The organism is Lysobacter sp. 1R34A (genome assembly GCF_051217035.1).
Taxonomy (GTDB): domain Bacteria; phylum Pseudomonadota; class Gammaproteobacteria; order Xanthomonadales; family Xanthomonadaceae; genus Lysobacter.
Genome location: NZ_JBPKJP010000052.1, coordinates 16,770 through 29,575, shown reverse-complemented (window position 1 = coordinate 29,575; position 12,806 = coordinate 16,770). Strand labels below are relative to the sequence as shown.

The following is a 12,806-nucleotide window of genomic DNA, read 5'->3' as shown; positions in this document are numbered from 1 at the left end:
GGCGCCTCGTTGCTGCCGGGCGGGGTGGTCGCGGCCGAAGGCGAGTTCCGCCGCGGCGACGTGGTCGAGCTGCGCGGCGTCGGCGATGCCGCGGGCGTGCTCGGCCGCGGCCTGATCCAGTACAACGCCGGCGAGGTGCGCCGCATCGCCGGCCGCCATAGCCGCGATATCGAAGCGCTGATCGGTTTCCGCTACGGCGAATCGGTGGTGCACCGCGACGACCTGGTGCTGCTCGAGCGCGCCGGCGAGTCGCCCCGTGATACCGAGGCCGGTCAAGGTCCGGCCGCCGAATTGCCGAAGGAAGTGTTGCCATGAGCGGTTATGTCCGGGCCCTGGCCCAACAGGCGCGCGACGCCTCGGTCGTCCTCGCCGCGCTCGACGGCGAGGCGCGCCGCCGTCTGATCGAAGCGATGGCGGCGCAGCTCGATGCCTCCAGCGAACGCATCCTGGCCGCGAACGCCGAAGACCTCGGCCGCGGCGAAGCGGCCGGCCTGAGTACGGCGATGCTCGACCGCCTGCGGCTCGACCCCTCGCGCCTGAGCGCGATCGCCGCGGCGCTGCGCGAAGTGGCGGCGCAGGCCGACCCGCTCGGCGAAGTGACCCGCCGCGAGACCCGGCCCAACGGGTTGGTGATCGAACGCCAGCGCGTGCCGCTGGGCTTGATCGCGATGATCTACGAGGCGCGCCCGAACGTCACCGCCGATGCCGCGGCGCTGTGCCTGAAGGCCGGCAACGCGGTATTGCTGCGCGGCGGCTCGGAAGCGCGCGCCAGCAATGCCGCCATCGCTGCCTGCCTGCATGCGGCACTGAGCGAGCAAGGCCTGCCGACCGCGGCGGTATCGCTGATCGAGGACACCGCGCGCGAGCACGTGCTCGAACTGCTGCAGTTGTCGGACCTGATCGACCTGGCGATTCCGCGCGGCGGCGAGGGCCTGATCCGTTTCGTCGCCGAACACGCGCGGGTGCCGGTCATCAAGCACTACAAGGGCGTCTGCCACCTCTATGTCGACCGCGCCGCCGACCTCGACCTCGCGCTCGGCTTGCTGATCGACGGCAAGGCCTCGCGGCCGGGCGTGTGCAATGCGCTGGAGACCGTGCTGGTGCATCGCGACATCGCCGCCGCCTTCGTCCCGCGCGCGCTCGCCGCGCTGGCCGCGCGCGAGGTGCAGGTGCGCGGCTGCGAGCGCATTCGCGCGCTGGCGCCCGCCGACATGGCGAATACGGTGCAGCCTGCCGACGAGGGCGACTATGCCGCCGAATACCTCGACTTGATCATCGCGGCCAAAGTCGTCGACGGCCTCGACGAAGCGCTGACGCACATCGCCCGCTTCGGTTCCGACCACACCGAAGTCATCGCCACCGAGGACGCCGCCACCGCCGAAGCCTTCGTGCGCCGCACCCGCAGCTCGGCGGTCATGGTCAACGCCTCCTCGCGCTTCAACGACGGCGGCCAGCTCGGCCTCGGCGCCGAGATCGGCATCTCGACCACGCGCCTGCACGCCTATGGCCCGATGGGCGTGGAGTCGCTGACCATCGAGCGCTTCGTAGTGCGCGGGGCAGGGCAAGTGCGTCATCCCGAGTCGCAAAATCGCTGACCGCCCGCGCGGCGACCGGGGCCCTGCAGGAGCGACGTAAGTCGCGACCGCGGGGTTTCCAGCTAGCGCCGCACGCCACGCTTCGCGGTCGCGGCTCACGCCGCTCCTACAGGGAGCAACTCCCCTGCACCCTGGAAGCCGCGCAGCCGCCTGGCCCTTGTAGGAGCGACGTAAGTCGCGACCGCGGGGTTTCCAGCTCGCGCCGTGCGCCGCAATTCGCGGTCGCGGCTTACGCCACTCCTACAGGGAGCGACTCCCCTGCACCCTGGAAGCCGCGCAGCCGCCTGGCCCTTGTAGGAGCGACGTAAGTCGCGACTGCGGGGTATCCAGCTAGCGCCGCGCGCCACGCTTCGCGGTCGCGGCTCACGCCGCTCCTACAGGGAGCGATTCATCTGCGCTCCGGAAACTGCGCAGCCGTCAGGCCTTTGTAGGAGCGACCTAAGTCGCGACCGCGAGGTTTCCAACTCGCGCCGCACGCCAGCATTCGCGGTCGCGGCTTACGCCGCTCCTACAAAAAGCGATTCATCTGCGCTCCGGAAACTGCGCAGCCGCCTGGCCCTTGTAGGAGCGACGTAAGTCGCGACCGCGAGGTTTCCAGCTCGCGCCGCACGCCAGCATTCGCGGTCGCGGCTTACGCCGCTCCTACAAAAAGCGATTCATCTGCGCTCCGGAAACCGCGCAGCCGTCAGGCCTTTGTAGGAGCGACGTAAGTCGCGACTGCGGGGTTTCCAGCTAGCGCCGTGCGCCGCAATTCGCAGTCGCGGCTCACGCCGCTCCTACAGGGAGCGACTCCCCTGCACCCTGGAAGCCGCGCAGCCGCCTGGCCCTTGTAGGAGCGACGTAAGTCGCGACTGCGGGGTTTCCAGCTAGCGCCGTGCGCCACGCTTCGCGGTCGCGGCTCACGCCGCTCCTACAGGGAGCGACTCACCTGCATTCTGGAAAACCAAGCGGTCACCGGTCCCTTGGAGGAGTTACCCGATTGCGTGACCGCCATCGCGCTGCGGTCGCTACATGCCGTGCCGGGACATTCGGCCGCAACCGCCGGCGTAGCCGCCCGGTGGCCCGGGCGCCGTGCCGGTTATGCGACCATCCCCGCTGGTCGCATCCAACCAGTAAGCCCGCGCATGCCTGCAGGGCGGATGTTGCGAGCCTGCTGTGCGATCAGCAGCGGATCGCACAGCAGTGGCAAGGCGGGGCGGCAGAGGGCATTGTGGAGGCGGGGCGAGCAGGCGGTATGGGTGCGGCGGTTTGGCGAGAGCCATCGGGAGATTCCGATGAGCCGTCGAGCCGGCTGGCGCGAGCAAGATCGGATCCGGCAATCAGGACACGAGCGCATCGAGGGATCGGTATGCGAACAGTTTCAGCGCCGTCTTCATTTCAAAGTAACCCAGCTGCAGAGCCGGAGCCGGCACGGAGCGATCCGATGCTCCGTACGCGATGGGTCGAGGGCCGGCGGCGGAAACGCGCGTCGACGGCGGCTCGCTGTTTCATCGGCCGTCGGCCATGAGCGCGATCGATCGCTTTCCCGCGCTGTGCGCCTGGCGGGACGCCGGCGAATTCATTGCCGTCAGCGGACGGCGCATCTACTGCCGACGCGCCGGAGCGGGGCCGCGGCTGTTGCTGATTCACGGCTTCCCGACCAGCAGCGTGGACTGGGCGCCGATCTGGCCGATGCTGACTTCGCGGTTCGAAGTGCTTGCCTTCGACCTACTGGGCCTGGGCTTTTCCGCCAAGCCTCGCGGCCATCGCTACCGGGTAAAAGAGCAGGCGGATCTGGCCGAGGCGGTCGCGCATCATTACAGCTGGAGCGCCGCGTTCGTGCTCGCCCACGATTATGGCGACACGGTCGCGCAGGAACTGCTCGCCCGCAGCAGCCGGGAGCCCGGGCACGCCGCGCTGCGCATCCTGCGGCTGTGCCTGCTCAACGGCGGGCTGTTTCCGGAGACCCATCGTGCGCGGCCGATCCAGCGAATGCTCGCATCGCCCCTGGGACCCGGGCTGGTCGGGCTGATGAACCGTCGCGGTTTCGGCCGCAGTCTCCAAGCCTTGTTCTCACCGATGCGGCCGCTCAGCGAGACGGCGATCGACGAATACTGGGCCTTGTTGCAGCACGAAGCAGGCCTGCATGCGGTGCCTTCGCTGCTCGGGTACATGGGCGAACGCCGGCGCGAACGCGCCCGCTGGGTGGGCGCGCTGCAAACGGCCGATATCCCTTTGCGCCTGATCTGCGGCGCGCTCGACCCGGTCAGCGGGCTGCATATGGCCGAACGTTATCGGCAACTCGTCCCGCGCGCGGATGTGTTCGTGCTCGACGATGTCGGCCATTTTCCGCAATTGGAAGACCCGGTCGGGGTCTTCGCCGCAGCCGCCGGGTTTTTTCTCGGCGAAGGCGCACAGGCCGGCGGGTGATGCGGAGTGCTGGCCGGGCGTGGACGGTTTGTCCGTATGCAGCAAGGGCCGGCGCCTGTTGCCGAAAGTGCGAAGTGAGTAAGCGTAACGCGCTATTTCGCCCGGTACTGTGAAGCGTTTCCGAAATCCCCCGGAAGCCGATTGACGCCCCAGGGGGCGGAAGGTAGTGTCCGGCCGAAGGACGGACAGGTATAGGGCAAGGAGAACTATGCTCGTGAGCGCGCCCTCGAACGACGGGACCGTCGCAGTGCCGGACGCCAAGCCCGGCCACGCCGATTTCCCGTTGACGGACATGCAACGGCTGCTGGTCGTCAGTGCCGCCGACGGCATGGAATATGCGCTGCACCCGCATCTTTACTTCGAGGTCGAGCGTCCCGGCCTGGACATCGATCGTTTCGTCGCCGCGATCGCGCGCGTGCTCGAACGCCACCGGCGGAACATCGTCGCGGTGACGCAGGACCTGCGGCTGCGGCAGGTCGACGACGTCCGGCCGCCTCGCGTATCCGTCTGGGACCTGCGCGGGTTCTCCGACCTGGCGACGACACTAGGGCTGATGCAGGTCCGGCACCGGATGTCGAATCAGACGCTGCCCATGGACCGCTGGCCGTGGCTCGATTTCCAGCTGACACGGTACAGCGACAACGACGTCCGCCTGCACGTCAACTTCAGCAATCTGTTTCTCGATCAGTTTTCGGGGCTGCGCCTGCTTTCCGAGGTCGAGCAGTACTACGCGGCGCCGGACATCGAACTGCCCGCCGACCAGGTGGGGATCGCCGAGGTTTCGCTGGCGTTGGCGCAGCGCCACGAAGCCGCCGAGCGGGCGCGCGCCTATTGGGCCGATCGCGTAGCGGCGCTGCCCGCTCCGCCGGAACTGCCGCTCGTGCGCCTGCACGGAAACCCGGGGTTGAACCGGCGCCGTCTGGTCCTCGACGCCGCGACCTGGGGCGCGTTCACCGCAGGCGTCGCCCTGCACGGCATGAGCCCGGTGACGGCGTTGCTGGCGGTATACGGCGAAGTCGTCGCCCGTTTCAGCGGGTCGCGCCATTTCATTCTCAACCAGATGATCACGCGCCGTCTGCTCAGGCGGATTCCAGGCGCCGAATCGGTACTGGGCAACCTGGGCGCGATCTATCCGCTGGAATTCGATTGGCGCGCAACGGCCAGCCTGCTGGAAAGAGCAGGGCGCCTGCAGGCGACGATCATCGGCGACCTCGGCCGCACCGATTGGTCGGGAGTCGACGTGCTCGAGGCGTTGAACGCTCGCCACCGTTCGCAAGGCAGCGCCGCGTGTCCGTTCGTGGTGTCCTCGGGTTTGGCCGGCGGCGAGCAGGAGGAGTTCGGCTACAGCAAGCTCGCCACGCCGCAGGTGTTGCTCGATCACCAGTTCTTCCTGCTTCGCGGCGGCCGCATCGAAATCGTCTGGGACGTCGTGGAAGCCGCGTTCCCCGCGGGTTTCATCGATGCCTTGTGCAAAGCGCATGAAGCGCTGATCCGCACCCTGGCCGGCGACCCGCAGGCCTGGACTGCGACGACGACGCTCGTGACGGTCCGCAACAACGCGCCGCCGCTGGACACCCGGCCCACGCGGCCCTTGCACGAGGGGCGTCTGTCGGACGGGCTGAAGGTCGGCGCCTGCGTCGCGCCCGATCGTACGGCCGTCGTTTGCGGCGACGAATCGCTGAGCTACGCCGAACTGCTCGCGGCCGCCGAATCCCTGGCGAAGGTGTTGTGCGCCCATGGCGTTCGCCCCGGCGATCGCGTCGCCATCGTGCTGGCTAAGGGCGTCGCGCAGATGATCGCCGTCTACGCGGCGCTGCTTGCAGGGGCCGCGTACGTGCCGATGGATCCGGCGTGGCCGCCGCGGCGGATCGACCAACTGGTCAGCGACATCGGCGCGGCGGTCATCGTCGGCGCCGATGCAGGCGAGCGCCAGGGCGTGCCCGTCGTTGCGGTCCGCGGCGATGCCGCCTCCGCAAGCACGTCCGGCGCAAGCGCGACCTCAGCAAGCACGTCCGACGCAAGCGCGGACTTGCCCACCGCCCTCGATCCGTCCGCGCTGGCCTACGTCATCTACACCTCCGGCTCGACCGGTCAGCCCAAAGGCGTCGCACTCGATCACCGTGGCCCGGTCAACACGATTCTCGACGTCAACGGCGAGTTCGGCATCGTCGCCGAGGACGTGGTGTTCGGGGTCTCGTCGCTGTCGTTCGATCTGTCGGTCTACGACATCTTCGGTTCGGCGATGGCGGGCGCGACGCTGGTGTTGCCCGATCCGGCCGACCATAGCCCGCACGCGTGGCTGGCGGCGATGGTCGAACGCGGCGTCACGGTGTGGAATTCGGCGCCTCCGCTGATGCAATTGCTGGTCGACGTCGCCCGCGCCGAAGGCGTCCAGTTGCCCATGTTGCGCATCGTGATGCTTTCCGGCGACTGGATTCCGCTGTCTCTGCCCGACGACATCAAGGCGATCGCGCCGAACGCGAAGGTGATCAGCCTGGGCGGCGCGACAGAAGCGTCCATCTGGTCGATCTGGCACCCCATCGACGCGGTCGACCCGAAGTGGCGCAGCATCCCCTACGGACGGCCGATGGCGAACCAACCCTGGTACGTCCTCGACGAGCAGGGCAACGAGACGCCGACCTGGACGACGGGCCAACTGCACATCGGCGGGGTCGGCCTGGCGCAAGGGTATTGGGGCGATCCCGAGAAGACTTCGCGAGCGTTCGTGGCCCATCCTGCCACCGGCGAGCGGATCTATCGCACCGGCGACCTAGGCCGCCTGCTGCCCGACGGCAACATCGAGCTGATCGGGCGCATCGATGCGCAATGCAAGATTCAGGGACACCGGGTCGAGCCCGGCGAAGTCGAGCACGTGCTGGCGGCCGATCCGCGGGTCAAGGACGCCGTCGTCGTCGTGGCCGGCGAGGCCAAGCACAAGCAACTGCGCGCGTTCGTCGTGCTCCACGACGAGGCGAGCCCCGGCGACGGCGAGTCCATCCGCGCAAGCCTCACGGACCGGCTGCCGAGTTATCTGATCCCGAGTCAGATCACGGTCGTCGCCGGTCTGCCCGTCACCTCCAACGGCAAACTCGACCGCGGCGCGCTGCTCGCGCTCGCCGAACCGGCTGCCGAGGCCGGGGTGCAATACCGCGCGCCACGCACCGAGCTGGAGCGCACCATCGTCGCCGTCTGGAAGGAAGTGCTGGGCGTCGACACCATCGGCGTCGACGACGATTTCTTCAACCTCGGCGGGCAGTCGTTCACTGCATTGCGTGCGGTCGCCGCGCTTCGCTCCAGGACCAAGCTCAATATTTCCCTCGGCGGACTGCTCGAGTCGCGCACCGTCGCGCGCTTGGCCAGCCTCATGACCGGGCAGCGGCTGTCCAACGCCCTGGTGCCCTTGCACCCCGGAACCGGGCCGGCGCTGTTCCTGGTGCATCCGGCCGGCGGATCGGTCGCGGCCTATCGCGACTTGGCGCGCGATCTCGACCGCGCCAGTTTCGGGCTCGCCGCGAGCGAGCCGCTGCCGGACACCGTGGAAGCGCTGGCGCAGGGTTATGTGGCCGCGGTCCGCGCCGCGGCGCCGGGCCCTTACACCCTGTCGGGGTGGTCGTCGGGTGCGGTGATCGCGCTGGAGATGGCCGCGCAACTCGAGGCGGCGGGAGAACGGGTGGCGCAACTGATCGTGTTCGATGCGCCCGCGCCGACGGATCCGCCACCCGGCCCGGTCGACGAGGAAACGCTGCAGGACTGGTTCCGGGAGGACACCGCCGGCGCCGACCTGCTCGCCACCGAACTGCATCATGTCTATCCGGTATTCGCGCAGGTCGTGAATGCCTGCCGCAGCTACAAGCCGCCCGTCGTCGCGGCGGATGTCGCGCTGATCCGGGCGCGCGACGGGCAAGTCAGCGAGTATGCGGCGCACCTGCACGAGGCCGCCGGCGATTGGGGCTGGGCGTCCCGCACCCGCGGCACGGTGGCCACGCGGGTCGTCGCCGGCACCCACCACAGTCTGTTCGGTGCGCAGCACCTCGCCGAGGTCGTGGCCGCCGTTCGCGAGCTCGCGCAATGATCCGCCTGCGCCTGCGTTTATCCACGCCGGCGCCGTCGGCGCCGGCCTTCGTCCGTGATGGTGTCGTGGAGTGACCATGCCAAGTTCGAGCGCATCCGCCGGCGGGAGCGAGCTGCCCCGCGCCATCGACGTCGTCGTGATCGGCGCGGGCCAGGCCGGCCTCGCCGTCGGCCGTACGCTCAAGCAGGCGGGCGTGGACTTCGTCATGCTCGACGCCGCGGACGAACTCGGCGTGTCCTGGACCCACCGCTGGGATTCGCTGCGGCTGTTTACCTCCGCGCGGTTCTGCGGCCTGCCGGGCCTGCCGTTCCCCGGCGATCCGGATCGCTACCCGGCCAAGGACGAAGTGCCGGACTATTTCCGAACCTACGCGGCGACGTTCGAGCTGCCGATCCATTTCGGCCAGCGGGTGGTTTCGGTCGGCCGGTCCGGCGAGGGCTTCACGGTGACCACCCCGCACGCGAGCATCGCCGCGCGCCAGGTCGTCGCCGCGGTCGGGGCCTTCCAGACCCCCGTCGTTCCCGAGTTTTCCAAACGGCTGGCGCCGTCGGTCACCCAACTGCATTCGCACGCTTACCGAAATCCCGAGCAGATTCCCGCAGGCAAGGTCGCGGTCGTGGGCTCGGCGAACTCGGGCCTGCAGATCGCGACCGAGTTGGCGGGCAGCCGCGAGGTGGTGGTCTGCAAGGGCCGCAGGCAACCGCGATTGCCGCAGCGGATCCTGGGGCGCGATGCGTTCTGGTGGTTGTCGAAGAGCGGCATCCTGCGCCTGCCGACCAACACGCCCCTCGCGCGGCGATTGGCGATGCCCGACCCGGTGGTCGGCACGAAGATCGACGAACTCGCCCGCAGCGTCGGCTTCGCCGAGCGGGTCGTCGATGCGGAGGGCGCGCAGTTGGTCACCGCCGACGGCAAGCGGATCGACGCGACCACCGTGCTGTGGGCCACCGGCTATCGCAACGACTGGTCCTGGCTCGGCGCGGAACTGCTCGGCGCGGACGGACAGCCCCGGCACGACGCGGGCATCGGCGCGTCCGGACTGCATTTCGTCGGTCTGTACCGGATGCGCAACCGCGGCTCGGCACTGCTGGGTTTCGTCGGCCGCGACGCGCAACGCGTCGGCGCGGCCGTCGCGCAACGCAGCCGGCGCTGAGCTGCGGCTCAGCCGAACTGCGGCTAGCCGATCCGCGGAGCGGCAGCCTGCTGTTCTACAGCCTGCAGTTGCACCGCAGGCTCCGGCTGCCACTCGTCGACCAGTCGGTCGTAGTTGGCGTAATCCGGCTCCAGGCCCGCGGCCACGATCTCCCACAGCATTTCGTCCGTGCCGCCGCCGATGCGCGCCATCTTCACGTCGCGCCACCAACGGCCCAGCGGCGATTCCGACTCCAGCACGCCGGCGCTGCCGAAGATGTGCATGCACTCGGACATCACTTCGCAGCCGAGGCGAACCACGCTGACCTTGGCGGCCGAGGCCGAGCGCACGTTGAACCCGGCGCCGTCCGCGATCAGAGCGTTCAAGGCCAGGCGCATCAAGTCGACTCGCGCCTGCAGGTCGGCGACCCTCAGCCGCAGCGCCTGATGGTCGAACAGCGTGGCCCCGAAGGACTTGCGCCGCTTCATCCGGGCCACGGTCACGCCCAGGGCCAGTTGGCAGGCGCCGACGACCTGGGCCGCCACGGCGAAACGTTCCTGGGCCAAGGCCATGCTGAGCACGGCAAGACCGGTGCCCGGGCGGGCGATCATCATCTCGGCGGGCACCCAGGTGTCGAAGAACACGGGGGCGGTGCTGATGCTTCGGGCGCCGACGGTGTCGAACTGCTTGCCGACACGCAACTGCGAGGTGGGCACCAGGAACAGCGCCAGATCGTCGCGGCCGGCGTGACTCTCGTCGGTCCCGCGCAGCGCCAGCACGATGTAATCGGCCACCGGCGAAGGCGAGGCCATCTTCTTGTGCCCGCGCAGGCGGAAGCCGCCGTCTTCCCGGACCGCGGTCGAGGCGAGCCCGAGCATGTCCGAGCCCGCGCCGGCCTCGGTCGCGGAAATGCACAACACGGCCTGGCCCGCGATCGCCCGGTCGGCGACCTCGCGCAGCCGGTCGGACCGGCCGAACCGGCGCAGCATTCCGATCGCCGAGTCGTGCAGGGTGACGCCGGAGGCGATGCCGCCGGCGCCGAGCCGGCCGAAGCGCTCGGACAAGGCCAGCGTGTGCTCCAGCGCCGGCACCGGGCAGTCCTGCCACTTGGCGGCGAAGATGCCTTCCTGGCCCAGCAATTCGATGATGCCGCGAGGGAACCGGCCGGCGATTTCCGCCTCGTCGATCATCCGGCGCGTCGGCTCGGAAGCCAGCAGCCGGTCCAGGCGGTCCTTGAAGGACGCCGTGGCGGACATCGGGGTTTCATTCTGCAGGCTCATCAGCCGACCTGTTCCTGTGCTCGTTGGTGGTTCGCGCCATGCAACATCGCCATCTCGGCCTCGACGATGCTGATGGTCGCCGAGCGCCGCGGCTTGCCCGACGGCGTCTTCGGCAGCGTGCGCGGCGGCACCACCGAGACCAGCCGGGGGCTGACGCCGAAGGCCGCGTAAACCGCGTTCGATACTTCGTTCTTGATGCGCGCGCTGGACTCGAGGTCGGCGCTGTCGACGGCTTCGACCACCACCGCGAACTCTTCGCGGATGCCCGCCGCGGCCAGGGCGACCGCGATGGCGTTGCCCGGCCGTACGCCGCCGACGCGGCAGGCCGCGCGTTCGATATCGGTGGGGAAGATGTTGCGTCCCGCGACGATGATCATGTCCTTCAACCGGCCGCAGACGACGACCTCGCCGGTTTCGGTGACATAGCCGATGTCGCCGGTGCTGAACCAGCCGCCGTCGCCGAGCAGCGATTGCCTGCCGCCCGGCGTGAGGTAATAGCGCGAGACGGCGTCGCCGCGGATCTTGATCTCGCCGACCGCCCGCGCCTGGGTGCCGGCGCCCGGCCCGTCGCCGACCCGGATCTCGATGCCGGGCAGGGGCTTGCCCAGCCTGGCCAGGTGGCGCGCGGCAGCGTCGGTGCGCGGCGCTGCATGCGACTTCAGTTCGATCGCCGCCTGGTCGACCGTATCGAACTGCATGCCTGCGCCGGTCTCGGAGAAAGAAATGGCGAGCGTGGCTTCCGCCATCCCGTACGCGGCGACGAAGGCCTTGGCGTCCAGCCCGAAGCGAGCGCCGGATTCGATCACGGCGGACACGGTGGCATGGTCGATGGGTTCGGCTCCGCTGAGCACGAACCGCAGCGACGATAGATCGAACGCGCCGTCGGGCGCCGCCCGCAGGTAGCGGGCGAGCAGGGCATAGGCGAAGTTCGGCCCCGCGGTCATCGTGCCGCGGTATTTGGAGATCAATGTCGGCCACAGCCGCGGCGAGCGCAGGAACTCCCCGGGCGCTGCGCAAACGGCCTCCGCGCCGACCTGCATGGGCAGCACCATGAAGCCGATCATGCCCATGTCGTGATACAGCGGCAGCCAGCTCACCAGCACGTCGGCCTGCGGGTCGAGCCGCGACGCGCTCACCATCGCCGCGGCGTTCTCGTGCAGGTTCCGATGCGAGATCGCCACCGCCTTCGGCAGCCCGGTCGAGCCCGAGGTGAGCTGCAGGAAGGCGATATCGTCTTCGCCGCAATCGACCGGTTCGAGCGCCGCGCCTTCGGCCAGCGTCTCCGCGGACACGATTGTGGTGCCTTGCGCCTCGAACAACGGCGTCGTGCGGGCGAAGACGTCGCCGACGACCACGACCTTCGCGCCGATCATGTCGAGCACCGCGAAGGTGTCTTCCGCCCAGGCGTCGAGGTCCGATCGCGGAGAGGGCTGATGCAGCATCGTCACCGATGCCCCGCGCATCCATACGGCCTGAATCACCGGCGCAATGCTCACCGGCTCGCCGACCAGCACGCCGACCGTGTCGCCGGGATTCACCCCGGCCGACGCGAGCGAGCCCGCCATGCGGCGTGCGATCTCATGAATCTCTTTCCAGGTGCGCCGGATCGGCTGTTGCGGTTCGCCCGTCACCAGGCCTTTGCCGGAGTTGGGCGCACAGACGAATACCTGCTGGGTAAACCTGCTCACGATCCGATCGCTCCTTGATCTTCCGATAACGCGCGGCCGGCCACGGGGATTACCTCTCGCGGCAACCGGAGCTTTAGGCGGGAATTGCGGATTCGAAGGAAATTCCGGCGCCGGACCCGATGGCGCGATCGCGCGTCAGATCGATGAGTCGGACGACGTCTGCGACGGTCTTGCAGAGGATCAGCTCTTCCTGCTGGAGCGTCACCCCGAGCCTTTCCTCGATCGCCACCAGGCCGATCGCGAAGGCGATGGAGTCGAAGCCCAATTCGCCGATCAGCAGCGAATTCGTGTGAACGCGAGCTGGATCGATCGCAAGCTCGTCCCGGAAAACTGCAACGAGCGTCTCATAAGAGTTTGCGTTTTCTGGCATGAATCACTCCTTTGATTCCGAACGAGCCTAGCACAACGGTCATCGCCTTCTGATAGCCCCGCCGGAGCATTTCGAGCGACTTAATGCAGGAATACGTGGTTTGGTGATGAGTTCGGACATGTACGATTGACGTGCGTTGATTGTTATCTGTGACCAGATTCGCGAAGTGGGAATCCAAACTACGCCGCAGTGCCGGTTTTCGCGGGCGACAGGTTCTTTATGCCGTCGTATGGCGCCAGTGCGGTTGCGGCCGCGGCGGT

At 68.7% G+C, this 12,806-nt stretch carries 8 protein-coding genes; 5 read left to right on the top strand and 3 right to left on the bottom strand.

All coding sequences use genetic code 11. The features are described 5' to 3' along the window. From ACSAMQ_RS12775 to ACSAMQ_RS12755, 5 genes are all read left to right on the top strand, one after another. On the top strand, positions 1–315 hold a 315-nt coding region (locus ACSAMQ_RS12775), incomplete at its 5' end, for a PUA domain-containing protein (RefSeq protein ID WP_435396008.1). Further along, positions 312–1,595: a glutamate-5-semialdehyde dehydrogenase gene (locus ACSAMQ_RS12770; RefSeq protein ID WP_435396007.1), complete on the top strand. Its 1,284-nt coding sequence runs from the start codon at positions 312–314 to the stop codon at positions 1,593–1,595. The genes ACSAMQ_RS12775 and ACSAMQ_RS12770, both read left to right, overlap by 4 nt. A 1,503-nt stretch (positions 1,596–3,098) precedes the next feature. Then, the gene (locus ACSAMQ_RS12765; RefSeq protein WP_435396006.1) at positions 3,099–4,004 is read left to right on the top strand and encodes an alpha/beta fold hydrolase; all 906 of its coding nucleotides are present in this window, start codon (positions 3,099–3,101) and stop codon (positions 4,002–4,004) included. Between the two features lie 214 nt (positions 4,005–4,218). Next, positions 4,219–8,076: a non-ribosomal peptide synthetase gene (locus tag ACSAMQ_RS12760; RefSeq protein ID WP_435396005.1), complete on the top strand. Its 3,858-nt coding sequence runs from the start codon at positions 4,219–4,221 to the stop codon at positions 8,074–8,076. Positions 8,077–8,152: 76 nt separating this feature from the next. Then, the gene (locus ACSAMQ_RS12755; protein WP_435396004.1) at positions 8,153–9,229 is read left to right on the top strand and encodes a flavin-containing monooxygenase; all 1,077 of its coding nucleotides are present in this window, start codon (positions 8,153–8,155) and stop codon (positions 9,227–9,229) included. Between the two features lie 23 nt (positions 9,230–9,252). On the opposite strand, the gene ACSAMQ_RS12750 is transcribed toward ACSAMQ_RS12755, so the two are convergent. The 3 genes from ACSAMQ_RS12750 to ACSAMQ_RS12740 form a co-directional block, all read right to left on the bottom strand. Continuing rightward, positions 9,253–10,488, bottom strand: a complete 1,236-nt coding sequence (locus ACSAMQ_RS12750) for an acyl-CoA dehydrogenase family protein (protein ID WP_435396003.1) — start codon at positions 10,486–10,488, stop codon at positions 9,253–9,255. Continuing rightward, on the bottom strand, positions 10,488–12,176 hold the full coding sequence (locus ACSAMQ_RS12745; protein WP_435396002.1) for a fatty acyl-AMP ligase: 1,689 nt from the start codon (positions 12,174–12,176) through the stop codon (positions 10,488–10,490). Before ACSAMQ_RS12745 ends, ACSAMQ_RS12750 begins: the two co-directional genes overlap by 1 nt. A 73-nt stretch (positions 12,177–12,249) precedes the next feature. After that, positions 12,250–12,546 (bottom strand): acyl carrier protein, encoded by a 297-nt coding sequence (locus tag ACSAMQ_RS12740; RefSeq protein ID WP_435396001.1) that lies wholly within the window; start codon positions 12,544–12,546, stop codon positions 12,250–12,252. Positions 12,547–12,806: the final 260 nt, after the last annotated feature.